22 protein-coding genes are annotated in these 23,689 nt (G+C 68.9%); 7 read left to right on the top strand and 15 right to left on the bottom strand.

The genetic code is table 11. The features are described 5' to 3' along the window. Nucleotides 1-32 precede the first annotated feature (32 nt). The 3 genes from ABZV44_RS02380 to ABZV44_RS02370 form a co-directional block, all read right to left on the bottom strand. The gene (locus tag ABZV44_RS02380) at nt 33-221 is read right to left on the bottom strand and encodes a hypothetical protein (protein WP_120743826.1); all 189 of its coding nucleotides are present in this window, start codon (nt 219-221) and stop codon (nt 33-35) included. A 146-nt stretch (nt 222-367) separates the two neighbouring features. Continuing rightward, nucleotides 368-1,000, bottom strand: coding sequence for a transglycosylase family protein (locus ABZV44_RS02375; RefSeq protein WP_354830883.1), 633 nt, complete (start codon nt 998-1,000; stop codon nt 368-370). Nucleotides 1,001-1,443: 443 nt separating this feature from the next. Then, the gene (locus ABZV44_RS02370) at nt 1,444-1,674 is read right to left on the bottom strand and encodes a hypothetical protein (protein ID WP_354830880.1); all 231 of its coding nucleotides are present in this window, start codon (nt 1,672-1,674) and stop codon (nt 1,444-1,446) included. Nucleotides 1,675-1,856: 182 nt separating this feature from the next. On the opposite strand from ABZV44_RS02370, the gene ABZV44_RS02365 reads away from it, so the two are divergent. Then, nucleotides 1,857-2,300 carry a cold-shock protein gene (locus tag ABZV44_RS02365; protein ID WP_354831624.1) on the top strand — a complete coding sequence of 148 codons (444 nt, stop codon included), beginning with the start codon at nt 1,857-1,859 and terminating at the stop codon, nt 2,298-2,300. A 74-nt stretch (nt 2,301-2,374) separates the two neighbouring features. Here the strand turns inward: ABZV44_RS02365 and ABZV44_RS02360 are convergent, their stop codons facing one another. From ABZV44_RS02360 to ABZV44_RS02350, 3 genes are all read right to left on the bottom strand, one after another. Further along, nucleotides 2,375-2,968, bottom strand: coding sequence for a DUF2771 family protein (locus ABZV44_RS02360; protein ID WP_354830877.1), 594 nt, complete (start codon nt 2,966-2,968; stop codon nt 2,375-2,377). Between the two features lie 16 nt (nt 2,969-2,984). Next, nucleotides 2,985-4,964 (bottom strand): MFS transporter, encoded by a 1,980-nt coding sequence (locus ABZV44_RS02355; protein ID WP_354830874.1) that lies wholly within the window; start codon nt 4,962-4,964, stop codon nt 2,985-2,987. 153 nt (nt 4,965-5,117) lie between these two features. Then, on the bottom strand, nt 5,118-5,912 hold the full coding sequence (locus ABZV44_RS02350; RefSeq protein ID WP_354830871.1) for a glutaminyl-peptide cyclotransferase: 795 nt from the start codon (nt 5,910-5,912) through the stop codon (nt 5,118-5,120). 17 nt (nt 5,913-5,929) lie between these two features. Here ABZV44_RS02350 and ABZV44_RS02345 point away from each other — a divergent pair, with 17 nt between their 5' ends. Further along, on the top strand, nt 5,930-7,507 hold the full coding sequence (locus ABZV44_RS02345) for a DUF3027 domain-containing protein (protein ID WP_354830869.1): 1,578 nt from the start codon (nt 5,930-5,932) through the stop codon (nt 7,505-7,507). Between the two features lie 142 nt (nt 7,508-7,649). Beyond that, entirely contained in the window at nt 7,650-10,829 is a 3,180-nt protein-coding gene (locus tag ABZV44_RS02340) for an ATP-binding protein (RefSeq protein WP_354830866.1), read from the top strand. A 129-nt stretch (nt 10,830-10,958) separates the two neighbouring features. Here ABZV44_RS02340 and ABZV44_RS02335 read toward each other — a convergent pair whose 3' ends face one another. Together ABZV44_RS02335 and ABZV44_RS02330 are read right to left on the bottom strand one after the other, a co-directional pair. After that, nucleotides 10,959-11,573: a TetR family transcriptional regulator gene (locus ABZV44_RS02335; protein WP_354830864.1), complete on the bottom strand. Its 615-nt coding sequence runs from the start codon at nt 11,571-11,573 to the stop codon at nt 10,959-10,961. A gap of 133 nt (nt 11,574-11,706) precedes the next feature. Then, nucleotides 11,707-11,949, bottom strand: a complete 243-nt coding sequence (locus ABZV44_RS02330) for a DUF2530 domain-containing protein (protein WP_354830862.1) — start codon at nt 11,947-11,949, stop codon at nt 11,707-11,709. Between the two features lie 109 nt (nt 11,950-12,058). Here ABZV44_RS02330 and ABZV44_RS02325 point away from each other — a divergent pair, with 109 nt between their 5' ends. Next, nucleotides 12,059-12,496, top strand: a complete 438-nt coding sequence (locus ABZV44_RS02325; protein ID WP_354830859.1) for a MarR family transcriptional regulator — start codon at nt 12,059-12,061, stop codon at nt 12,494-12,496. Nucleotide 12,497: 1 nt separating this feature from the next. Here ABZV44_RS02325 and ABZV44_RS02320 read toward each other — a convergent pair whose 3' ends face one another. The 5 genes from ABZV44_RS02320 to pdxH form a co-directional block, all read right to left on the bottom strand. Further along, nucleotides 12,498-12,887 (bottom strand): YccF domain-containing protein, encoded by a 390-nt coding sequence (locus tag ABZV44_RS02320; RefSeq protein WP_354831621.1) that lies wholly within the window; start codon nt 12,885-12,887, stop codon nt 12,498-12,500. Between the two features lie 269 nt (nt 12,888-13,156). Then, nucleotides 13,157-14,362, bottom strand: coding sequence for a GNAT family N-acetyltransferase (locus ABZV44_RS02315; RefSeq protein WP_354830856.1), 1,206 nt, complete (start codon nt 14,360-14,362; stop codon nt 13,157-13,159). 235 nt (nt 14,363-14,597) lie between these two features. Continuing rightward, on the bottom strand, nt 14,598-15,911 hold the full coding sequence (locus ABZV44_RS02310; RefSeq protein WP_354830853.1) for a citrate synthase: 1,314 nt from the start codon (nt 15,909-15,911) through the stop codon (nt 14,598-14,600). Between the two features lie 187 nt (nt 15,912-16,098). Beyond that, the gene (locus ABZV44_RS02305) at nt 16,099-17,382 is read right to left on the bottom strand and encodes an MFS transporter (RefSeq protein WP_354830848.1); all 1,284 of its coding nucleotides are present in this window, start codon (nt 17,380-17,382) and stop codon (nt 16,099-16,101) included. Between the two features lie 106 nt (nt 17,383-17,488). Next, entirely contained in the window at nt 17,489-18,214 is a 726-nt protein-coding gene (gene pdxH, locus ABZV44_RS02300) for a pyridoxamine 5'-phosphate oxidase (RefSeq protein WP_354830845.1), read from the bottom strand. 101 nt (nt 18,215-18,315) lie between these two features. Between pdxH and ABZV44_RS02295 the strand changes: the two genes are divergently transcribed. Then, on the top strand, nt 18,316-19,458 hold the full coding sequence (locus ABZV44_RS02295) for a citrate synthase 2 (protein ID WP_354830844.1): 1,143 nt from the start codon (nt 18,316-18,318) through the stop codon (nt 19,456-19,458). Nucleotides 19,459-19,554: 96 nt separating this feature from the next. Here the strand turns inward: ABZV44_RS02295 and ABZV44_RS02290 are convergent, their stop codons facing one another. Next, nucleotides 19,555-20,337, bottom strand: a complete 783-nt coding sequence (locus ABZV44_RS02290; protein ID WP_354830842.1) for an RDD family protein — start codon at nt 20,335-20,337, stop codon at nt 19,555-19,557. 296 nt (nt 20,338-20,633) lie between these two features. On the opposite strand from ABZV44_RS02290, the gene ABZV44_RS02285 reads away from it, so the two are divergent. Next, nucleotides 20,634-21,500, top strand: coding sequence for a polysaccharide deacetylase family protein (locus ABZV44_RS02285; protein ID WP_354830840.1), 867 nt, complete (start codon nt 20,634-20,636; stop codon nt 21,498-21,500). 101 nt (nt 21,501-21,601) lie between these two features. Here ABZV44_RS02285 and ABZV44_RS02280 read toward each other — a convergent pair whose 3' ends face one another. After that, nucleotides 21,602-22,357: a hypothetical protein gene (locus tag ABZV44_RS02280; protein WP_354830838.1), complete on the bottom strand. Its 756-nt coding sequence runs from the start codon at nt 22,355-22,357 to the stop codon at nt 21,602-21,604. A 132-nt stretch (nt 22,358-22,489) separates the two neighbouring features. Between ABZV44_RS02280 and serC the strand changes: the two genes are divergently transcribed. Continuing rightward, nucleotides 22,490-23,614 (top strand): phosphoserine transaminase, encoded by a 1,125-nt coding sequence (gene serC, locus ABZV44_RS02275; protein WP_354830837.1) that lies wholly within the window; start codon nt 22,490-22,492, stop codon nt 23,612-23,614. Nucleotides 23,615-23,689: the final 75 nt, after the last annotated feature.

Genomic DNA, 23,689 nt, shown 5'->3' with positions numbered 1-23,689 from the left:
GTTAACCGCATGGTTGTCGGTCGTACGTCGGATCAGCGGTTGACGATGGTGTGCGGGTGCACGTAGGGCAGCTGATCGGCCGGCAGCGGGAACTCGGTGTCCTCACCGTACGGGGACAGGCCACCGGAGCGGGTCGAGGAGAGTTCGGTGACCGCGTGATCGCCATTGGCCATCTCCGGCCAGCCATTGTCGACATAGGGTTTGTTCGATTTGTTCACCACGCGCTCATTCTGGCATGCGGCCATCGGGACCGCCCCCTCCGGCACCCCGAAGTTTGCCCCCGCCACGGCGTTCCGCCGGCAACCCCGGAAATCGCGAATGCCCCGCATCGGCATTGATGCGGGGCATTCCGAAGAGGGAACGGGTGCTACTGCGGCAGCAGGCCCTTGTTCGCCTCGAAGAAGTTCACGATGCTGGGGTCCAGCTTGGTGCCGTTGGCCTTGGTGGCATTGAGGAAATCCAGTGCGGGCTGCGGGATCTGGACGCCCTGCGACTGGGCGACCGCGATGGCGCGGTCCACGGCCTGGAAGACTTCCTGGGTGCCGTCGCTGCCGGCGCCGGGGCCCGCCTGCTGCGGGTTCCACTGCGGGGTGTCCGAGGTCGCGGGCGCGGGAGCGGTCCGCGGCGTGGATCCGCTGGTCAGGCCGAGGCTCGAGGAGCAGGTGGGCCAGGCGCCCCAGCCCTGCGTGGCGAGCACCTTCTCGGCGACCGCGATCTGCTGCTCGCGGGTGGCCTGGTTGGCGGTGGGGGCGTATTCGCCGCCGCCCGCTGCGTTCCAGGTGCCGGGCGAGAACTGCAGCCCACCCTGGAAACCGTTGCCGGTGTTGATGCCCCAGTTACCGCCGGCTTCGCACTGTGCGAGGCGATCCCAGTCGGAGTCGGGTGCCGCGCTGGCGTTACCCGCCATGGCCACTCCGGCGCCGCCGAGAGCGATGCCCGTCAGGGCAACCTTGGCGACAGTGCGGCCAGTGTTGGTCGGCTTGCGATGGCGTCCACTCATTTTCGGGTCTTTCCTCTCGTACGCGCCTGCGAGGCCGACTACCGGGGTCGAACTGAGAGGTCGTCCGGCCCGGCGCACTGGATGTGCGCTGTTCCTCGTCTTCGCCCCTTTTCTCCAGTTGGGGGTCCGGTACCCGCGGGGCGAAGTTCGGTGCGGCGGGCCGGTGGCGCCGGGCTGACCCGGCGAGGAAGACACTACGACGACCGCCGCCAAAAATCACCATTTGGTAACCGACGTGTCTGTCCGGGTCACTAACCGGCGCAAGCGGTTCCGGATGGCTTCTGTGCAGGTGGTCACGGCGAGTCCCCGCCGATAGGGGTCTGTCACCGCTCTGTGACCTACTTGTTATGTGACGAAGATCACATGCATGCTCGGGTAACGAACTGGGCAATCTCCGTGTCGTCGCCCGCGTGTCGGCGGAGTCCCGATCCTGACCCGGACGGTCAGCGGGACCGGCGGCCCGACCAGAGCGCGTAGACCACCGAGAGCAGGAAACCCAGCGGCGCGCACATGGCGAGCAGATACAGCCACAGACCCGGCTTCGCATCGGTCAGCAGATGCACGCCGAAGATCGCGAACACCGCCAGCAATCCAATCGCGAACAGGCCCAAGGCGATATACAGCAGCCAGCTCGCGGAACCGCGAGGGGCCTGCTTGGAAGAAGTGTCGGACACCTCTGAACCGTAAAACTGATGTGCTTGCGCTATTCGCACCGGGGTAGACTCGGTGTCAGTCGCGTCCTGCATAGCTGTGCGGGGCGCGTTCTTTTCGCAAACGGAAAGGTCGCCGGCGCATGCGTCCGGCGACCACGAATGTGCCCGGCTGCCCGGGCTTGAATGACGAACGGGTGAGCGCAGTGCCGACCGGCAAGGTGAAGTGGTACGACGTCGAAAAGGGCTTCGGCTTCCTTTCCCAGGATGAGGGCGAGGACGTCTATGTTCGATCGTCGGCGCTGCCCGATGGCGTGGAGGCCCTCAAACCGGGCCAGCGCGTCGAATTCGGAATGGCGGCGGGTCGCCGTGGCCCGCAGGCGCTTTCGCTGAAGCTGCTGGAGACCCCGTCGCTGCGCGAGGAGCGCGGCGGCCGTGGCGAGCGCGGCGACCGTCGCGGCGGCGGGCGCAATGACGCCCCCATCAATCGCAAGAGCGCCGACGAGCTGCACGGCCTCATCGAGGACATGATCACGCTGCTGGAGACCAAGGTGCAGCCGGATCTGCGCCGCGGCAAGTACCCCGACCGCAAGACCGCCCAGCGCATCGCCGAAGTGGTGCGCGGCGTGGCGCGGGAGCTCGACCACTAGGTCGCGACGAGAAGTCAACGGGCCCCGGTGATTCCATCACCGGGGCCCGTTCCGTTGTTGTGGCAGGCGGGATCTCAGCTGAAGAGCACGGGATCGAACGCGGGGGTGTGCAACGCCCAGATCCCGCGGGAGATGACACCCTCGTTACCGTTCTCGTCACGGGCGGGTATCGGCAGGTGCAGTTCCATGATGGCCAGGCGCACGTGCTCGGTCGGCGGGGTCTTGATGGTCAGGGTGAGCGGCTTGTCGTATTTGGGATCCTTATCCCGCTCCGGCTTGCCCGACAGCCGCCAGGGCTGCTTGTAGGTCAGGACCTCCGCGTCGGCCTTGTTGTTCGGCAGGCGGTAGCCGATCAGCATCTCCCACGGCGCGTCGGCGACCTCCTTGGGCAGCGAGATCTGCACCGTCGAACCCGGGGGCACATCGAGATCGGAGACGGACTGGGTGGAATTGCACTTGCCGATCGCCAGCCGGTCCTTCGACACCTCGAGGTCGCAGTACAGGAACGGATTCACCGACACCGACTTCCCGTGCGCGTACGCGGTGATCTGCGGATCCGGCTTGGTGGTGTGGCGGGCGATGACCACGATCGCGGCGAAATAGGCCACTGCCACCACGACTAGAACCGCCAGCAGAGCGATGATCGTGCGGGCTTTGGGTTGGTTCACCGGGGCTTCCTGTCCGTCACTGGGTGGGTTCCCCCGCGCCGTGCGTGGCCGGGATCTCCTGCTTGGCGTGCTGAGGTCGGTTACCGCCCAAACCGGGCAGCAGCGAATGACCACGGTAGCTGACCACGGTTTGGATCAAGCCCAGCGCCATCACCGACGCGACCACGGTGAAACCGATCCACCAGGTCGGCGGCAGCATCACGCCCATCGCACCGCCGATCACCCAGGACAGCTGCAGCACGGTCTCGGAGCGGCCGAAACCGGAGGCGATCGATTCCGGCGGCAGATCGTCCTGGATGGAGGCGTCGAGCGAGACCTTGGCCAGGGCACTCGCGCCCGAGGCGATCAGGGTGGCGATCCCGGCGCCCATCAGGTTGCCCATCACCGCAGCCACGACCGCGACGCCGACGCACGCGGCGGTGCAACTGAGCACGATCAACTGCGGGCGACCGAGTTTCATGCGCGCGCCGGAGGCATTGCCCGCGAAATTGCCGACACCCGCGGCCACGACGATGACGCCCAGCATCGCCACCTGTTGCACGGCCCGATGCTCGGTGGACTTGGCGACGAAGGCGCCGTAGAAGGTGAGGAAACCGGTCAGGATTCGTACGGTGCTGTTGCCCCACAGCCCGGTCACCACCGAACGGCCCAGGGGCTGACGGCGTTTGCTCGGCTGCACGGTGTCGGCCCGGCTCGGGTCCAGCACCTCGGTGCGGGCGTCGTTGCCGTGGTAGCCGAGGGTGGCCGGGACCTCGCCCTCGGTGACCTCCACCCACGATGGGATGCGCAGACTCAGGATCATTCCCGCCGCCGCCAGCGCCGCGGCGAACAGCAGCGCACCCGTGGAGCCAGCGATCTTGGCGCACAGGGCGGCCACCGCGCCGGCGCACATGGTGCCGCCGACGAGACCGAACACGGTCAGCCGGGAGTTGGTGCGCACCAGGTCGATTCCCGGTGGCAGCACGCGCGGGGTGACCGCGGACTTCAGCACCGAGAACGACTTGCTGAGGATCATCATGCACAGGGCGAGCGGGTACAGCGCCCAGTTGTCGATATTGAAGATGAGCAGCCCGGCGATGAACACACGCAGCGCGAACGAGCCCGCCAGCGCGACCCGGCGACCGCGTTGCAGGCGGTCCAGCATGGGGCCGATGACCGGCGCGATCACCGCGAACGGCGCGATCGTGATCAAGAGGTACAGCGCCACCTTGGTTTTGGACTCCGCCGTGGCGCTCGCGAAGAACAGTGTGTTGGCCAGGGCCACCGCGATCGCGGCGTCGGTGGCGAAGTTGGCCATGGTGGCGTAGATGAGCGCGGTGAGACCCGACTCCTCCGCCCCGTCGGCCTTGGCGGCGCGCTGGAAGGTCGCGAAACCGCTCTGCGTCAGCTCGATGCTGCGGCGTGCCGCGACCCGGGTGACGGTCAGTTTGCGGGGCGGCTTGTGCAGCCCGCCGCTGTCCTGGGCATCCGGATCGGCTTCGTGCGAAAACGATTGCGTGCGAGCCGTTTCCGGGTGCGGCGGTTCGGTGTGCGGGTGCTGCGTGTTGCCGGGGCGCGTCGGCTGACCCTGATCGCGGTGTGCGGGCGGCGCGGATTCCGGCTCATGCGATCGGGATCGGGCCGCGGATTCCGGGTCGTAGCGCACCCGCCGCGTGGTGCCGAAGTCGTGCGGCTGCTGCCACGTTTCCGGCTCGCTCGCAGTTCCCTTGGGCGGCTGGGTCTCGTACGGCCGGGTCGGCGGGTTGTCCTTGGCCGCGTCATGCGTTTCGGCCTTGTCGCGGCGGCGGCGCGCCCAGCGCGACGTACGGCCCTCCGGTTCGCCGCCTGGGCTGCGCGGAGATTCGCCGCGCGACCTCGGCGGCGGGTCGGTGGGACGCGCGGACAGACGCCGGGCCAGGAATTCCGGCACTTCGCCCTCGTCGCCCGGCGGGACGGGTCGGCGGCCCGCGCGGTTGGCGGGCGGATAGCGGTCGTACCCCGGGTGCCGTTCGATCATGGGAGAGTCCTCGTCGCCCCAGCGACCTGGGTCGGCACCGGGGTCACGGGGAGGAGTCACGCACCCAATTCTTGCAGTGCCGTCGGCCGGTGGCTGCACTACGGCCGGTGTGGGCCGCCACAAGTTCGGAGCGACCGGTCGCGATGGACCAGATCAGGCGGGGACGAAACGCACTTCATAGGACGTCGGCCACTTCTTGCCGGTGAGGAGGAAGTGGTCGGTGCCGGGGAGGTGGGCGATGCCGTTGAGGACATCGGTGTCGGGGGTGCGGGCGCCGCGGGGGAGCAGGCCGGAGGCGTCGATCGTGGCGAGGACCTCACCGGTGCCCGGATCGATGCGCAGGATGGTGTTCGTCGGAAAGGTGTTGGCGTAGACGGAACCGTCGGGGGCGCAATCCAGTTCGTTGAGCTCGGCATCCTTGCGGCTGGTCAGCGCCACGCTCCCGGTGATCGCGAAGGTCTGTGGATCGCGGAAGGTGAGGGTCGAGCTGCCATTGCTCATGAGCACGCGATCGTCCCGGGTGCACAGGCCCCAGCCCTCGCCGTCGAAATGCGCGGTGCGCAGTTCCGCGAGAGTGCCCGGGTCGCGGGCGATGGCCACGCCGTTCTTGTAGGTGAGCTGCCACAGCACGTCGCCGGCCCGGGTGATGCCCTCGCCGAACAGGGGTGCGGGCAGGTCGGCGCGGGCGAGTTCGGCGCCGGTGTTCAGGTCCGTGGCCCGGATCGAGGAATTGCCGGCGAGTCCGGTGCTCTCGTAGAGAACCGACCCGTCGACCTCCAACCCCTCGGTGAACGCGCCCGGGTCGTGCGGCCGGGTGGCGACCACCTCGACCCGCAGCTTCGGCGTGTTGTCGCTGCTGGTGCAGCCGGTCGCGGTCGCGGCCAGGGCCAGGGCCGTGGACAGCGTGATCGTGACGGCCGCTACCGGTGCACGGCGTTTGCGCTCCATACGGCAAAATGTAGGGCGTGAGCGCGGTTGGAGTTTCGGAGTCCGGTATGCGGCCGATCCTGGCGGAGGCGGTCGAGCTGGCCCGCCGTGCGCTCCTGGACCTGGAACCGGTCGGGGTGGGCGCGCATCTGGGCGTGACCGGCGAGGACGAATCCTCGGCCACCCATCACTTCGAGGCGACGCTGCCCGGCTATCGCGGCTGGCAGTGGGCGGTCGTGGTGGCCGCGCCGCCGGAGGCGACCACTGCCACGGTGAGCGAGTCGGCACTGCTGCCCGGGCCGGACGCACTGGTGGCGCCCGACTTCATCCCGTGGGATCAGCGCATCCGCCCCGGCGATCTCGCGCCCGGCGATCTGCTGGCCCCGCCGCCCGGCGACCCGCGCCTGGTGCCCGGCTATGTCGCCACCGGTGACCCGGCCGTCGACGAGGTCGCCCTCGAGATCGGGCTCGGCCGCACCCAGGCGCTCTCCCGCGAGGGTCGCGAGGAGGCCGCCTACCGCTGGTTCTCCGAATACGGCCCCGACACCGACATGGCCCGCGCCGCCCCGTCCACCTGCGGCCGCTGCGCCTTCTTCGTTCGCATGGCCGGCGCCCTGGGCGCTGCCTTCGGCGTCTGCGCCAATGCCATGGGCGCCGACGGCCATGTGGTCCACGTCGCCTACGGCTGCGGCGCCCACTCCGACGTCGAACTCCCCACCGGCGGCGGCTCTCCCCTCTACGAGGCCTACGACGACGCCGCCGTGGACCTGTTCCCCACCGCCGATCTCCGCATCGAAACCGGCGCGCTGGAAACGGAATCCGTCAGGAACGGCGAAGTAGACGGATCCGGCGCGGTAGCGGGTGCGGAAGCGCCTGCGAGCGACACCGATTCGACGCCGATCGTGACGGACGCCGACGCGACCGCCGATGCCGCCACCACTGCTGCCGCGACGTCCGACGCTGACGCGGCCGCCGCCGCGACGTCCGACGCTGACGCCGCCGCGACCGCTGATGCCGCCGCGACCGGTGACGCCGCCGTTGAGCCCGCCGCGACTGCTGATGCCGCCGTGACCGCTGACGCCGCCGCGACCGCTGACGCCGCCGCTGAGCCCGCCGTGACCGCTGACGCCGCCGCGACTGCTGATGCCGCCGCGACCGGTGACGCCGCCGCTGAGCCCGCCGCGACTGCTGACGCTGCCGCGACGACCGAGGCCGTGGAAGCCGAACTTGGCGCTGTGGCCGAGGTGGAATCGGGCGAGGCGGACGAATCTGGCGCGGCTCGGACTGCGGAGACCGACACGGTCGCTGCGGACACGAACGTTGCGGCTGATGCCGATTCGGCCACGGGCCTGGCTGATGCCGCGGATGTGCAGGCGGGTGTGGTCGATGCGGACGCCGAGGTCGCCGCTGTGCCGGTGGTGCCCGAGAGTGGCGAGGCCGCAGGACCGTCCGAGAACGGCGAGGCTGCGGGAGCGTCCGAGAAGTCGGTGGCCGCGGACGATTCCGGCACGGCCGGGTTGTTCGAGGCGGGCGATCCGGATGCGGTGTACGACGATGCGTGGGCCGTGAATGCGGTGCGGGTGGAGCCCGAGACCGGTTCGGCCGAGTCGCGCTGAGGCGCTCGCCCGGATAGGTTGTAGCGCCGCCGGATTCCCGGCGGCGGGTGCGGTTTTCGATGGATCGCGCCGTAGTTCTGTGAGATACCCGGATGCTTGGCTCTGGCGTGCCATCAACGGTTGTGCGGAAGGGGTGTAGGGCGTGGTCGCGACCGATGCGGGGGATCCGTTCGGGACGGCGGAACTGCGGGCCGGGGTGGTGGCCGCCTGGCGCGGGTCGCCCACCCGGTTGCGGGAGGACGCCGCCACGGAGGCGGACCTGGTCCGGGCCGGATACCGGGACCGGTTGCTGACCGAGCTGGCACAGAACGCCGCCGACGCCGCCGCCAAGGCGGGCGTCGACGGGCGGATCGCGGTGTGGCTGGACGGCCGCACCCTGCATGTGGCCAATACCGGTGCGCCGCTGGATGTTTCGGGCGTGCACGCGCTCACCGCGCTGCGCGCCTCGGGGAAGACGGACGCCGCGGCCGTCGGGCAGTTCGGGGTGGGATTCACCGCCGTGCTGACGGTGTCGGACGAGGTGGAGTTCCGTTCGACCGGCGGCTCGGTGCGGTTCTCACGGGCCGAGACCTGGGCGCTGCTCGGCGCGCAGGGCATCGAGATCCCGCAGACGCCGGACGATTTCGAGCCGCCGGCGCTGCGACTGGCCTGGGCCACCGCGGAGCAGCCCGTGACCGGCTTCGACAGTGAGATCGTGCTGCGGTTGCGCGAGCACGTGGACACCGTCGCCCTGCTCACGGAGATGCGGTCGGAGGCGGCCGATCTGCTGCTGGAACTGCCCGCGCTGCACGCCATCCGGATCGGTGACGACGAGATCGCCAGTGCCGAGCGGGAACTCGGTGAGGGCCTCACGGAACTGCGGATCACCGGCCCGAATTCCGATGAGCGCGTGTGGTGGCAGTACCGCACCGAGCGCGCCCGCTGGCTGCTGCCCGTGCGCGACGGCCGCCCGATCGCCACCCGCCCCGATGTGCTGCGCGCACCCACCCGCTCCGATGAGGAGCTGTCCATTCCGGCGCTGCTCATCGCCGACATCCCCATGCAGCCGGACCGCCGCCGCCTGCTCCCCGGCGCGCACCTGACCGCGCTGGCCGCCGGTTACGCCGCGTTCGCGCGCGCCCTGCCGCCGCGCGACCGCCTGGTCCTGGTCCCCACTCCCGGCTTCGCCCGCAGCGAGGCGGACGGCCTGCTCCGCGAGGCCCTGATCGCCGAGCTCCGCGACAACGAGTGGCTGCCGGTTCTCACCGGCCGTCCGCAACGCGCTGCCGAATATGCCCCGGCGCCAGAAGAATTCGACGCCGCGTTCGGCGTGACGGGAGCCGGCAGTGGTACCGAGGCCGATGAGGTGCGGGCATCGGGCGATCCCGATACCGCGGCCGCGCTCGAACTGGCCGCCGCGCCGGACGTCGACTCGGCCGCCGCGCCGACCGCCAAGGCGAGCGCGGCATGGGAGCAGGAAACCCTGCCGCTGTGGGATCTTCCGGCCCAGGACGAGGAGCCCGGCGACACCGTCGAACCCCACGACGCCATCGGACCGCACGATGTGGTCGCGACCTTCGACTCGGCCGAGTTCGAGGAACCATCCCCAGCGGACCTGGGGATGGTTGTGAATGAATCGGCGATCACCGAATCCCCGGGCGCGGATTCGCGGGCGAATGTCGCCTCGCCGCGCCGGGCCACCGTATTCACCGGTGCGACCGTGGAATTGGCCGATCTGCTGGCGGACATGGTCGGCCCGCTGGTGATTCCGGAGCTGTCCGGCCGCATGTACGCCGATGCTCTCGCCGTGCTGGATGTGCACCGGATCGGCCTGGCGCGGATCGCCGAGCTGTCGAGCAGCCTGGAACGTGCACCGCAGTGGTGGTATTCGCTCTACGACGCCCTGGAGCCGTTCGCGGTGGATCCGCTGGCGGTGGAGGAACTGGGCGCGCTGGCGGTGCCGCTGACCGACGGCCGCCTGGTGACCGGCCCGCGCACGGTGGTGCTGGATGACCGTCTGGAACAGGCGATTCCGGTGCACTGGGCGCGTCTGGTGCACCCGGAGGCGGCGCACGAGCTGCTGGGCCGGCTGGGCGCGCGCCCGGCCACGCCGGAGGATCTGCTCAATGACGCGGGGCTGCAGGCGGTGCTGGAGGACGATCCGAGCGATCCGGACACCGTCGACGCGGTGCTGAAGCTGGCGGCCACCACCCTGGCCGCGCCGGGTGTCCTCCCGTCCTGGCTGGGCCTGGTCGAATTGCCCGATATCGACGGCGAATCGACGCCGGCCGACGAACTGCTGCTGCCCGATGCGCCGCTGGCCCGCGTGCTCGTCGAAGATTCGCCGTTCACCACCGTGGATGCCGGCGTGCTCGAACGCTACGGCCCGGAGGCCCTGCGCGCCATCGGTGTCGGCTGGAGCTTCACCCTGGTCGCCGAGTCGGATCCGACCGGCCCGGACCACCACCTCGACGACGAGGAGACCTGGTGGGAGGGTCTGGCCGAGGATCCGGCCGAACTGGTGGCGGTCCGCGACCTGGACCTGGTGGACGACGCCGAATGGCCGGAGGCGCTGCGGTTGTTGCTGTCCGATGAGACGACCCGCCGGCTGCTCGCGGACCGCGACGGCTACACCGCCTGGTGGCTGCGCCATCACGCCCACATCGACGGCATTCCGCTGGGCCTGCTGCGCCACCCGGACGACACCCTGTTCGCGGGCCTGCTCCCGCAGCTGCCGGGCTTCGACGCGAACGATCTGGCGGTGCTGCGCGGCGTGCTCGCCGACCCGGAGGTGCTCACCCCGGCGCTGGCCGAGGAACTCCTCGACGCCCTCGCCGATCCGGCGAGAATGCCCACCCCGGAATCGATTTCACAGACGTACCGGTATCTGGCCGAGGCGCTCGACGCGGGCCGCCTGGACACCGAGGATCTGGTGCTGCCGGGTCAGGTGCGCGCCCTCACCGGCGAGGTGATCCCGGCCGCGGACGCCCTGGTGCTGGATCGCCCCTGGCTGGGCCCGGCGCTGCCCGCCGACCGGCTGGTCGTGGGTGACCTGGTGTCGGCGCGCCCGCTGGCCACGCTGCTGGATCTGCCGCTGGCCTCCGAGGCGGTGACGGCGGAGGTGGTGAGCACCGGCCGGGAGACCAGCTGGACCGCCGAGCCGCTGGGCGTGCTGCTGCGCCTGCAGTTCGACTTGCCGCTGCCCGCGGGCGATCTCGTGGTGCACGACGAACTCCGGGTGCGGCTGACGGGTGCGTTCGAGGCCACGGTGACGGTCGCGTGGTGGCGGGAGGGCGACATCACCCACGTGCAGGCGCAGCCGCAGAACTTCTCGCGCCGCTGAGAATGCGCGCCGGCCCGAATGGCCGTGCGCGGGCCCGGCCTGGATGAGATACACAGGCGGGCAGGCGAATTCGGGTCCGGCGCGGGCGATGCTGCACAGTGCCCGCGCCGGAGCGGGGGGAGGCCCGGGTCAGGCCGCGTGGGCTGCCACGGTGGTGGCGAGGACGTCCAATTGCTGACGGACAGCGGCGCTGTCGTTGTCGACCAGCCAGCGCAGCACGATGCCGTCGATGGCCGCCAGTATGAAACGGGACAGCGTGTCGACGGAAACGGTCCAGGAGGTGCCGGTGGCTTCGCGCGCGTGTTCGATGACGTCGGCGACCGTGGAGTCGTTGAAGGTGTACTGCTCGCGTGCGATGGCGAGTTTCGCGGGGGTCTGCTCGCCTTCGCGTAGGGCGTAGGTGGTGGTTTCGTAGGTGAGTAGTTGGCGCTCCGGAGTGGCTTCGATGTTGAGCCACATGAGTTCCAGACCGGCGCGCACCAATTGTTGCAGCGCTTCTTTTCCGGTTCCGACGTCCTGCCATACCGTTTCGTTGGCATCGACGGAATCGCGCAATTCCATCGAGAGTGCCTTGACCAGCTCGGTCATCAGCTGATCTTTGTTTTCGAAACAGTAATGCACCACACCGAGGGAAACACCGGCTGCCTGGGCAACATCGCGCGTGGTAACTCCTGCCACGCCCTTTTTTTCGGCAAGGCCGATGGCTGCCTCGATAAGGTGGGCCCGTCGTTCTTCGACGCTCAATCGGGAGGACACTCCAGGGAGTTAAGCCTCCGAGGCGCGTGCAGTCAATTCGCACGGTCCGCAAGTTCGTTTTGCCAGACCCCTCTGGACGGCCGACCAGTCGCTTTGAGCGGTAATCCGGGCCCCGGGCCCGCTAATCCAGACCGAGCTGTGCGCCTTTGTCCCCGCGCCGCGCGCTCCGGCGCTGAATCGCGAAGATCGTGTAGCCGAGCAGACCCACCGCCAGGCCCATCAGGCAGACCGGACGCGCGGTCGCCCACGCGTCGTTCGCCCACACCGCCACCGTCGCGATCAGGAAACCGATGCTGCCCACGGCCAGTACCGGGCGCGGATCGGTGAAGCGCGGGGGAATCTCCGGAACGGGCGGCGTGGTCACCCCACCAGACTAGAGGGCAGGGCCGGTCCGGGTGGCGCGCCGGGGCGGCCGGCCCCCACGCACCGGAACAGCCGACTCCCGCGCGGGCGGTCCCGTATCGTTTGCCTCTGTGACAACGCCTTCCGACATTCGAGCGCTCGCCGGTGAACTTTCGCTGGCGGTGGTGCGCTTGACTCGGCATCTGCGGGGCCGGCGGGCCGATGCCCAGATTTCGCTGACCCAGCTGTCCGCGCTCGCCACGCTGAATCGGGAGGGCGCCATGACGCCGGGCACGCTGGCCGCCAAGGAGCGGGTGCAGCCGCCGTCGATGACCCGGGTCATCGCCTCGCTGTCGGAAATGGATCTGGTGGAACGCAATCCGCACCCCACCGACGGGCGGCAGATCATCGTGTCGCTGTCCGACGCCGGGCGGGCCCTGATCGCCGACGAGAACCAGGCCCGCGAGGCCTGGATGACCGATCAGCTGTCCCGGCTGTCCCCCGCCCAGGTCGGGGTGCTCGCCGAGGCGGTCGGGATCATGAAGCAGATCGTCGACGAATCCGAGTGACTCAGTAGCCGAAACGCCGGTCGCTGTCCACGATTTCGCGGCCCAGGGGGAACAGGGAGATCGGGATCAGCTTGAGATTGGCCCAGGCGAACGGGATCCCGATGATGGTGACGGCGAGGGCGATGCTGGTCATCAGGTGACCCAGCGCCAGCCACCAGCCAGCCACGACGATCCAGATGATGTTGCCGAGCATCGAGCCCACGCCCGCGCTCGGCTTCTCCACCGCTTCCCGGCCGAAGGGCCAGAGCACGAAGTTGGCGATGCGGAAGGACGCGACGCCCCACGGGATGGTCACGATCAGCACGCAGCAGATCAGCCCGGCGATGACATAGCCGACGGCCATCCAGAATCCGACCAGCACGAGCCACAGGACGTTGAGTATCAACTGGATGGGTTTCACATATCCCAGCATGCCAGCGTCCGGTGCTCACCCACCACCGGGAAAACCCTGAACTCTCGCCCGGGGTGGCCCTCGCCCGAATCGGGTGAAATGCCCCGAAAGGTGGGTTGAAGCATTGACATAGTTAATACTGTGCTATCTAGACTTATGCAGCTCTATCCATCTTTTTCGCAAGAAAAGAATCGGGAGCGCATTTAGAGCAAAGGAATATTCCGGTTCCAACGCCGCGCCGGACCCGGCAGCCGTTTTCGTCAGTCGACTCAGAAGAACCAGCCGAGTTCGGCGTCGCGTTCGGCGGCGAACGCCTCGTCGAATGCACGCAGCACGGCCGCGTCCTTGGCCTGGATCCGGCCGGCGGCGGCGAAGACCCGGGCCCGGTACGCGCCGAAGTAGAGGCTGCCGAGTACATCGATACCGAGTTCCAGATCCGGGGTGCGGCCGGTGGGCGCGCACTCGGCGATGCCGTCGCGCACTCGCAGCGCGAAGCTGCCGCCCGCGTCGCGGAACGGATCGTCCACGGACAGCACGACATCCAGATCCCGCTGGTAGGTGCGGGCGGTGAGAGCGGCGGGGACGTCCATGACGCGGGTCCACAGCGCGTCGTGGCGGCCGGTGACGCGCACCAGACGCGGATTCGTGACCAGGTAGGGGAGCGGATCGTTATCGCTCAGCGTGGCCTCGACCGTGTCCACCAGATCCAGGCTCAGCAGCACCCGCCACAGCGCGACATGGGCTTCCGGTGTGACAGCGCGCAATTCGCGGACCGTGGCGGTGTTCTTGTCCGCGTGCCAGGCGCGCCGCAGGATGGCGTAGCCGTCCGGATGGATCAGGAAGAACTGCGGTGAGCTCTCCTCGTTCTGTACCGCGTCGGCGAAGAACCGCTGCTGCCAGCGGGCTGCGGGCCGGGCCTGCGCGCCGGGGACCAGCCGCCGCCAGCGGTCGTAGATCTCGGGCAACCGGACCTTCGCCTCTTCCAGGTCGGCGACCTGCACCCCTCCGGGATCCGGTGTGGTGGAACGGAATTCGGCGGTGCGCCCGCGCACGGAGATCTCGTTCTCGACAATGGACGGGCCGTAGCCGAAGCGGCCGTAGATGGTGCCCTCGCTGGCGGTGAAGATGGTGAGCGGTATGCCCTCGGCCTCGGTGCGCCGATGCTGCTCGGTGTAGAGCGCCCGCAGTATGCCGCGCCGCCGATGGGTGGGCGCGACCACGACGCTGCTGACGCCGCAGGCCTGCACGGTGCGCGCGCCGGGCACGGTGACGGTCATGGTGCGGTCGTTGGTGTGCCCGACGATGCGATCGCCGTCCACCGCCACCAGGGCCCGCTCGGTCGGAAAGACGTCGCCGCCGTATTCCAGATCGGCCGGGCCGACCCGCATCCCGAAGCAGATCTCCGAGAGCCGGAGGATCTCCGCCCGCTCGTCCGCTCGCGCCGAACGCACGGTAATGCCATTCGTCGATGCCATACCCCGAACATCCCACGTATTACCGGTCCTCGCACCCGATTTTCTCCGGCGCCACCTGCCGCCCCCGCCGCGGCAGGTGGCACCGGAGCTGAGATCGTTTCCATCTCACGGGAACAAGATTGCCGTCGCACCCCAGCGAGATTCTTAACAAGAGCTTGTGAACGAAAAACCCCGCCGCAACGATGCGTTGCGGCGGGGTTCGTCGGAAACCCTTCGGGCACAGGGCCCGTCGGGGTCAGCGACCGTTGATCTGCACGTAGTCGCGCTCGCCGTAGCCGGTGTAGATCTGGCGCGGACGGCCGATCTTCAGCGGCTCCCGGTGCATTTCGCGCCAGTGGGCTATCCAGCCCGGCAGGCGGCCCATGGCGAAGAGCACGGTGAACATGCGGGTCGGGAAGCCCATGGCCCGGTAGATGACGCCGGTGTAGAAGTCGACGTTCGGGTACAGGCGACGCTCGATGAAGTACTCATCGGTGAGGGCGGCCTCTTCGAGGGACTTGGCGATGTCGAGCAGCTGGTCGTCGCCGCCGATCTTGGCCAGGATGTTGTCCGCGACCTGCTTGACCAGCGTGGCGCGCGGGTCGTAGTTGCGGTAGACGCGGTGCCCGAAGCCCATGAGCTTCACGCCGTCTTCCTTGTTCTTGACCTTGCGGACGAACTCCTTGACGTCGCCGCCGCTGGCCTTGATGTCGTCCAGCATCTCCAGCACGGCCTGGTTGGCGCCGCCGTGCAGCGGGCCCCACAGCGCGTTGATGCCGCCGGAGACGGAGGTGAACAGGTTGGCGTCGGACGAACCCACCAGGCGCACAGTCGAAGTCGAGCAGTTCTGCTCGTGGTCGGCGTGCAGGATGAGCAGCATGTCCAGCGCCGCGGCGATCTCCGGGTCGACCTCGTAGGGCTCGGCCGGGAAGCCGAAGGTCATCCGCAGGAAGTTCTCCACCAGCGACAGCGAGTTGTCCGGGTACAGGAACGGCTGGCCGACCGACTTCTTGTACGCGTAGGCCGCGATGGTCGGCAGCTTGGCGAGCAGTCGGATGGTGGACAGCTCGACCTGCTCGGGGTCGCGCGGGTCCAGCGAGTCCTGGTAGTAGGCCGACAGCGCGTTGACCGCGGAGGACAGCACCGGCATCGGGTGCGCGTTGCGCGGGAAGCCGTCGAAGAACCGCTTCAGGTCCTCGTGCAGCAGGGTGTGCCGGCGGATCCGGTTGGTGAAGTCGTCGAGCTGGGCCTGGGTCGGCAGCTCGCCGTAGATCAGCAGGTAGCTGACCTCGATGAAGGTCGACTTACCGGCCAGCTGCTCGATCGGGTACCCGCGGTAGCGCAGGATGCCCGCCTCACCGTCGATATAGGTGATGGCCGACTTGGTCGAGGCGGTGTTCATGAAACCGGGGTCATAGGTGACGTACCCGGTGCTGGCGAGCAGCTTGCCCAGGTCGATTCCGTCATTGCCCTCGACAGCCTTGGCGACGGTCATCGGGTACTCGCCGCCCGGGTATTGCAGTACCGGCTTGGCGTCGTCGTCGACGTTGATGATGTTCTCAGCGGGCACGGAAGGATCCCTCTCAGGCTTGTAACCGTAGGCATCGGACACGGTCGGCGTGCGATGCGCTCGAGTCAACGCTAGCCGCTGTCCACTACGCCCCACGAATGAGGGTGGCTCTTTGCTACCTCACAGTCACATCGTTCGCAGGTGAGGAGAGCGGCGGTCATGTGCTATGGGCATGAACCCCGCGACATCACGCGAGCTGCACCTCCGAATACGCACGTGCCACCCGGTATCGAACGAACGCCGGAAACGCCACGGCCGCGATCATCATGCCGATCACGACCAGGACGCCACCGCCGGCCGCGGATGTCGCGGTACCCACCGCCGCGGCCGCGAAACCGTGCGCAACATCACCGATGCGCGGTCCACCCGCCACGACGACGATGAAGACCCCTTGCAGTCGCCCGCGCATCTCGTCGGTCGCCACCGACTGCAGCATGGTAGTGCGCAGGGCCGCGGAGAACATGTCCACCGCGCCGCCGAAAGCCAGGCAGGCCAGCGCGATCCAGAGCGCGAGCGTCATGCTCAGCCCGTGCCCGACCAGGCCCACGGCCAGGCCGAACCCGACCATGCCCAGCCCCCACAGCACGATGCAGACCACCACGGCCAGACCCTGCCGCCGTACCCGCGACAGCCAGCCGGAGAACACCCCGCCCAGCACCGCGCCCACCGACATGGCCGCGAACAGCAGGCCCAGAGCCGTTCCGCCGGAAGCGGTGTCGCCGAAGCTGTCCTGGGCGATCTGCGGGAACAGGGCGCGCGGCATGCCGAACACCATGGCCACCACGTCGACCGCGAACGAGGCCAGCAGGATGCGCTGGGTGGCCAGGTAGGCGAAGCCGTCGAACACCTCGCGCAGGCCCGCGCGCCGGGTCTCGCCGTGCGGCGGGATGGGCGGCAGTTTCCAGGTGGCCCACAGCGTGGCCAGCAGCGCGATGGAGTCGACCAGATACAGCGTGGCCAGGCCCGCGAACGGAATCAGCATGCCCGCCAGCACGGGTCCGGCGATGGCGCCGAACTGCATGACCGTCATGCTCAGCGAATTGGCCGCGGGCAGCTGCTCGGGCGGCAGCAGCCGGGGGTAGATGGCACTGCGCGCGGGCTGGTTCATGGCGAAGAACGCCTGCTGCACCGAGAACAGGATCAGCACCAGCCAGGCATTGTTCAGCCCGGCGGCGGCCTGCGCCCAGAAGGCCAGCGAGGTCAGGCCGGTGCCCGCACTGGTGACGAGCAGCATTCTGCGGCGGTCCATGGCGTCGGCGAGCGCGCCGCCCCACAGGCCGAACACGATGAGCGGGATGAGGCCGAACAGCCCGGCCAGGCCGACATACGAAGAGCTGTGGGTGATGTCGTAGAGCTGTTTGGGGACGGCTACGACGGACAGCTGTGCTCCGATCACGGTGACGATGCCGGTGGTCCAGAGCCTCCGGTAGTCAGGATTCCGTAATGGAGTTATGTCGGCGAGCAGCTTCACCGGCCCAACCTAGCGACGCCGATGATCGCTTGGGAAGGCATTTTGGGCCGATCATCCCACCATTTGAACGTGAGATATCCAACTCTTTCGGGCCGGCGCGAGTCGGTCAGGGTTGCAGGCGTTCGACTTTCATGACCGACACGTCGGTATTGCCCGGTTCGACGGTGACCCGGATGCGGTTGTGCATGCGGCTGCGGCGGCCCTGCCAGAACTCCACGGTCTCCGGCTGAATCTGGAAGCCGCCCCAGAACGGCGGCACCGGGATGTCGCCGACCTCGGCGAACCGGGCGGCCGTCGCATCCATCTGCCGGTCCAATTCGGTACGGGAGGCGATGGGCCGCGACTGCTCCGAGGCCCACGCGCCCAGCCGGGAACCGCGCGGACGGGACTGCCAGTACAACTCGGTGGCCTCGGCCGGGACCCGCCGCACCGGCCCGCGCACGGTGACCTGCCGGCCCATGGCGGGCCACACGAAAGTGGCCGAGGCATACGGGGTTCGGGTCAGCTGGCGGCCCTTGAACGATTCGTAATTCGTGTAAAAAGTCACACCCTCGGGAGAAAGCCCCTTGCACAGGACAGTTCGCGACGCGGGCCGCGGACCGGTTTCGGTGACCTCGACGGTGCTCAGCACCATCGAGTTCGGATCGGTCATGCCCGCGCTGGTCGCGTCCTCGATCCAGTTGCGCAGCAACGGCTCCCAGCCGTCGGACAGCCAGGTCTCGTCGAGGTCGGTTTCCGGGCCCGGATGGTTGTCGCCCTGATCGACTCCGTACTCGACTCGCAGGGCAGCCATGTCGATGTCGGGCGTGGCGAATTTCTCCTGGTCAACCATGGGGCAGACGTTACTCCGGAGTAATGCGGGGGTTAAGCTCCAGTTGATCGGCGTGGCTGCCCAAAGATCGGGCGGCCCGACTTTGCAAGGAGAGTCACAACATGACTGCCAGCGCTGCGGTACCAAGCTCGGTCGTCCCCGACGGCTTCGTGAGCGGTCTCGAGGGTGTGGTGGCCTTCACCACCGATATCGCCGAACCCGACAAGGACGGCGGTGCACTGCGGTACCGCGGCGTCGACATCGAGGACCTCGTCGGCAACTCGGTCACCTTCGGTGACGTGTGGGCCCTGCTGGTCGACGGCGAATTCGGCCGTGGCCTACCGCCCGCCGAGCCGTTCCCGCTCCCCATCCACACCGGCGACGTGCGCGTCGACGTGCAGGCCGGCCTGGCCATGCTGGCCCCGATCTGGGGTTACGAGCCGCTGCTCGACATCGACGACGACACCGCCCGCGAGAACCTCGCCCGGGCCTCGGTCATGGCGCTGTCCTACGTCGCCCAGTCGGCGCGCGGCATCTACCAGCCGGCCGTACCGCAGGCGAAGATCGACGAATCGGCCACCATTACCGAGCGGTTCATGACCCGCTGGAAGGGTGACCCGGACCCGCGCCACATCGAGGCCATCGACGCCTACTGGGTGTCGGCCGCCGAGCACGGCATGAACGCCTCCACCTTCACCGCCCGCGTCATCGCCTCCACCGGCGCCGACGTGGCGGCCTCGCTGTCCGGCGCCATCGGCGCCATGTCCGGCCCGCTGCACGGCGGCGCTCCGGCCCGCGTGCTGCCCATGATCGAAGCCGTCGAGAAGACCGGCGACGCACGGGCTCTGGTCAAAGGCATCCTGGACCGCAAGGAGAAGCTGATGGGCTTCGGCCACCGGGTCTACCGGGCCGAGGACCCGCGCGCCCGCGTGCTGCGCGCCACCGCCAAGCGCCTCGACGCCCCGCGCTACGAGGTCGCCGCCGCCCTGGAGCAGGCCGCCCTGGCCGAGCTGCGCGAGCGCCGCCCCGACCGCGCCATCGAGACCAATGTCGAGTTCTGGGCCGCCGTGATCCTGGACTTCGCCGAGGTCCCGGCGCACATGATGCCCGCCATGTTCACCTGTGGCCGCACCGCCGGCTGGTGTGCCCACATCCTGGAGCAGAAGAAGCTGGGCAAGCTGGTCCGCCCGGCCGCCATCTACACCGGCCCGGCCCCGCGCAAGCCCGACGCCGTCCCGGGCTGGGATCTGGTGTCGCACAAGTAATCCGGTTCGAACACGACAGTGGCCCGCAGCGAGAATCGCTGCGGGCCACCGTTTTTCACATCCGTCCCCGGGCCACCCCCCAGTCCCGGGTTGCTCTCAGCCCTTCACGACGGTGGTGCTGACGATCTTGTCGGCGAAGGTCTGCTTCTTGTCGTCCCACAGCGGCCACAGGAAGCCGATGTAGCAGGGCAGGGCGTCGATGAAGTGCAGGAGGCTGCGGCCGATCGCCAGGCCGAAACCGACCGGCTGCCCGGTGCTTTCGCGGATCAGTCGAATGCCGACGACCTTCTTGCCGATGGTCTGCCCGGTGGTGCCCTCCAGGTACCGCAGGTACAGGAAGCCGCCGAGGCTGATCACGAGGCCCAGCAGCCACAGGATCCACCCGAAGGCGTTGTAGCCGCCCCCGGTGCAGCTGGTGTAGTAGCTGCCGGGGCTGACGGTGCAATGCACCTTCGAGGTGCCCGCGGTGTCCGCGATGAGTTGCAGGATCCCCGAGGGCACGCCGAAGATCAGGCCGTCGATCAGGGTCGCGCCCACTCGTGCGCCCCAGCTCGCATACTGTGCCCCGTACCCTCCGAACGGCGCATAGCTGGGCTGCGGCGCCCCGTACGTGGGTTGTGCTGCGCCGTAGGCGGGTTGGGGCGCGCCGTACGCGGGCTGCTGCGGAGTCCCGTAGGGAGACTGGGCGTCATAGCCGGGTTGCGGAGCCCCGTACGTGGGTTGGGGCGCGCCGTAACCGGGTTGGGGCGCGCCGTAGGCGGGCTGCTGCGGAGCGCCGTAGCCGGGCTGGGGCGCACCGTAGCCCGGGGCGGGCTGATCGGCGGGCGGGTAGCCGTATCCGGGCTGCTGCTGCGGGTACGGGTTGTTCGGGTATGTCAATGCGTTTCCTTGCAAAAGGGATTGTTTCGGTCGGGCAGGCTACAGTCTGGAGCAATCCGGCCTTCGGGATGAACTGGAAATCCGACACGCCGTGAGCGCTGCGCGATTGCTGATCCGCTCACCAGCGGCGGCGTCCCGAGGTGCTCGTATTCGAGCTGGTGCGGCGAATCCTGCAGTGGAACAATGGATTACATCTGCACCAACGGCGGTGGCGAATTGGTTGCCGGACCGCAACGGTTGGAACAATCATGATCGTGGTCCTGGCTACTGCGACCGGATTCACATAACCTGCACCGGTGCTCGACGCAGGACTGTCCAGGCGCGGCTTCTTCGCCGCGGGCGCGGCGCTCGCCGCAGGCCTCGTCACCGCCGGATGCGGTGTGGCGAACGGCAATTCGTCCGACCGCATCCTCGATCCGCACGCGGCGGCCGATCCGGCCACCGCGCCGGCGCGGCTACCCGCCGCCACGGTGTCGCCCGACGCCGTGGCCGCGAAGTATGCCGGTCGGCAGCCGCAGGGCTGGGGCATGGACCTCGACGGCATCGTGACGGGGTTCAATGCCACGGGCAAGCAGTTCGCGGTCACCTTCGACGCCTGCGGCGGCCCCGGCAACAACGACATCGACGAGAACCTGCTCGCCTTCCTGCAGGCTCAGCAGATTCCGGCCACCCTGTTCCTGAACAAGCGCTGGATCGACGCGAATCCCGGTCGCGCCGGGCAGTTGGCCGCCAACCCGCTCTTCGAGATCGGCAATCACGGCACCGCGCACTGCCCGCTGTCGGTGAACGGCCGCGCCGCCTACGAGATCAAGGGCACCGCCTCCCCGCAGGCGGCCGTGGACGAGGTGTGGGGCAACCACCAGCGCATCACCGCCCTGACCGGTCGCGCGCCCCGCTTCTTCCGCGCGGGCACCGCGCACTACGACGACGTGGCCGTGGCGATCGTGAAGGACCTGGGCGAGACCGCGGTCGGTTTCTCGGTCAACGCCGATTTCGGTGCCACCGCGACCGCCGCCCAGGTCCAGAACAACATGACGGCCGCCAAGACCGGCGGCATCTCCCTGGCGCACATGCACCGCCCCAAGTCGGGCACCGGCGCGGGCATGCTCGCCGCGCTGCCCGCCCTGAAGTCCAACGGCTTCCAATTCGTGCACCTGCCATAGCTTTTCGGGCAGGTGCCACAGCCTTTCGGGCAAGTGCCATAGCCCTTCGGGCAGGTGCCACCGCGTTTCGAGCACGAGTCACAGCGTTTCGGGCCCGGCGGTCAGCCGGGTAGCGAGGCCGCCCAGTCCACCGCGACGGATTCGCCGCGGTCGACAGTGAAGAAGGCGACCTCCAGATGCCGGCCCAGATCCACCAATTCCAGGGCGGACAGGGGGACCGGCTGCACCACCCGCACCCGCCACGGCCCCGGCTCGTCCCAGGCGTGCAGTTCCAGATCCAGCCGCAGCACCGGATCGTCTCTGCCGGTGTAGTCGGCCGCGACCGGTGTCGCGGCCAGCACGGTGGCGCGGGCGCGGCGGCCGTCGGCCAGGATCTTGGCGATATTGGTGCGCGAGGTCTCCTCGGACGCGGGCAGATGCAGCACCACCCGGTCGTCATCGCCCGGATCGACCCGGCAGCAGACCACATCGCCGGGCTGCATCCACTGCCGCTCGGCCGCGTTCACCCGCTGCCGGACCCGCGTCTCGTAGGCATGCCGGCCCTCGAGCTGGACCCGCACCCAGAACTCCGGCCCCGGCTCGGCCTCGGCGGTGCCGTGTACACCGAGCACGGTCGCGACGCCCTCGACGCCGTGCAGCAGCAGTTCGCGCCGGGCGGCGTCGTCGAGCGCGGGCCCGCGGCGGGCGAGGCCACGGGACCCGAATTGCGAGGACAGCCGGGCCAGCAGGCCGATGCGCGGGGCGGGCGCGACCTGCGGACCGCGGCGCTGCCGACCGGAATTCGGGGGCGCGCCGGGCCCGGAATCGGGCGGCTGGTCGGAAGCGCTGCGCGGTCGCTCGTGTGCGGCCATGTCCATGGCGGTACACCGTAATCGCTGTGTGGTGCCCGACACAGCGATACCCGCGGTTTGCCGAACCCGCTCGTGGGAATGTTTTTCCGACCGGACCCGGGCGTGAGCGCGGGTGATAGCACCTCTACCCTTGTCGCCATGACCTCTGCGTTCCCGACCATCCCCGACGATCTCAAGCCCGCCGACGGACGGTTCGGTTGCGGCCCCTCCAAGGTCCGCCCCGAGCAGCTGCAGTCCCTGGTGGATACCGGCGCCTCGGTGTTCGGTACCTCGCATCGGCAGAAGCCGGTCAAGGACGTGGTGGCGCGGGTGCGCTCCGGACTGCGCGACCTGTTCTCGCTGCCCGACGGTTACGAGGTCGTGCTGGGCAACGGTGGCACCACCGCGTTCTGGGACGCCGCCGCCTTCGGCCTCATTCGCGAGAAGTCGCTGCACCTGAGCAATGGCGAGTTCTCCTCGAAGTTCGCCTCGGTCGCCAAGGGCAACCCGTTCATCGGTGACCCGATCGTGGTGAAGTCGGAGCCGGGCGACGCCCCCGAGCCGACCTCCGACCCCTCGGCCGACCTGATCGGCTGGGCCCACAACGAGACCTCCACCGGTGTCGCCATCCCGGTGTCGCGCCCGGCCGGTTCCGAGCACGCGCTGGTCGCCATCGACGCCACCTCCGGCGCGGGCGGTCTGCCGGTGAACATCGCCGACACCGACGTCTACTACTTCGCCCCGCAGAAGTGCTTCGCCTCCGACGGCGGCCTGTGGATCGCGCTCATGAGCCCCAAGGCGCTCGAGCGGGTGGAGGAAATCAAGAACTCGGGTCGCTGGACCCCCGAATTCCTCTCGCTGCCGATCGCGATCGACAACTCCACCAAGGACCAGACCTACAACACCCCGGCGCTTGCCACCCTGTTGCTGTTCGCCAACCAGATCGAGTGGCTGAACGGCAACGGAGGTCTGGACTGGGCCGTGAAGCGCACCGCCGACTCGTCCTCGCGTCTGTACTCGTGGGCCGAGACCAGCGCGTACGCAACGCCGTTCGTGCAGAACCCGGCGCTGCGCTCGCAGGTCGTCGGCACCATCGACTTCGCCGATACCGTGGACGCCGCGCAGGTGGCGAAGGTGCTGCGCGCCAATGGAATCGTGGACACCGAGCCGTACCGGAAGCTGGGCCGTAACCAGCTGCGCATCGGCATGTTCCCGGCCATCGACCCCGACGATGTGTCGCAGCTGACCCGCTGCGTCGACTGGGTCGTCGAGAAGCTGGCCTGAGCAGTAAAAACGACATCGGTTCACGGGTCTCTCACGATCTTCGGGAGATCGCGAAACCGGTTTCGCCGCTGAGGC

The organism is Nocardia sp. NPDC004860 (assembly GCF_040609015.1).
Taxonomy (GTDB): Bacteria; Actinomycetota; Actinomycetes; order Mycobacteriales; family Mycobacteriaceae; genus Nocardia.
Note: the sequence above shows the minus strand (reverse complement) of the source record. Positions and strands in the feature narration are given on the sequence as shown.

Coding starts and splice junctions, on each gene's coding strand:
- ABZV44_RS02375 (WP_354830883.1), bottom strand. CDS start 1,000: ATGAGTGGACGCCATCGCAAGCCGACCAACACTGGCCGCACTGTCGCC.
- ABZV44_RS02355 (WP_354830874.1), bottom strand. CDS start 4,964: ATGATCGAACGGCACCCGGGGTACGACCGCTATCCGCCCGCCAACCGC.
- ABZV44_RS02350 (WP_354830871.1), bottom strand. CDS start 5,912: ATGGAGCGCAAACGCCGTGCACCGGTAGCGGCCGTCACGATCACGCTG.
- ABZV44_RS02315 (WP_354830856.1), bottom strand. CDS start 14,362: ATGGCATCGACGAATGGCATTACCGTGCGTTCGGCGCGAGCGGACGAG.
- pdxH (WP_354830845.1), bottom strand. CDS start 18,214: ATGGTTGACCAGGAGAAATTCGCCACGCCCGACATCGACATGGCTGCC.
- ABZV44_RS02295 (WP_354830844.1), top strand. CDS start 18,316: ATGACTGCCAGCGCTGCGGTACCAAGCTCGGTCGTCCCCGACGGCTTC.
- ABZV44_RS02280 (WP_354830838.1), bottom strand. CDS start 22,357: ATGGACATGGCCGCACACGAGCGACCGCGCAGCGCTTCCGACCAGCCG.
- serC (WP_354830837.1), top strand. CDS start 22,490: ATGACCTCTGCGTTCCCGACCATCCCCGACGATCTCAAGCCCGCCGAC.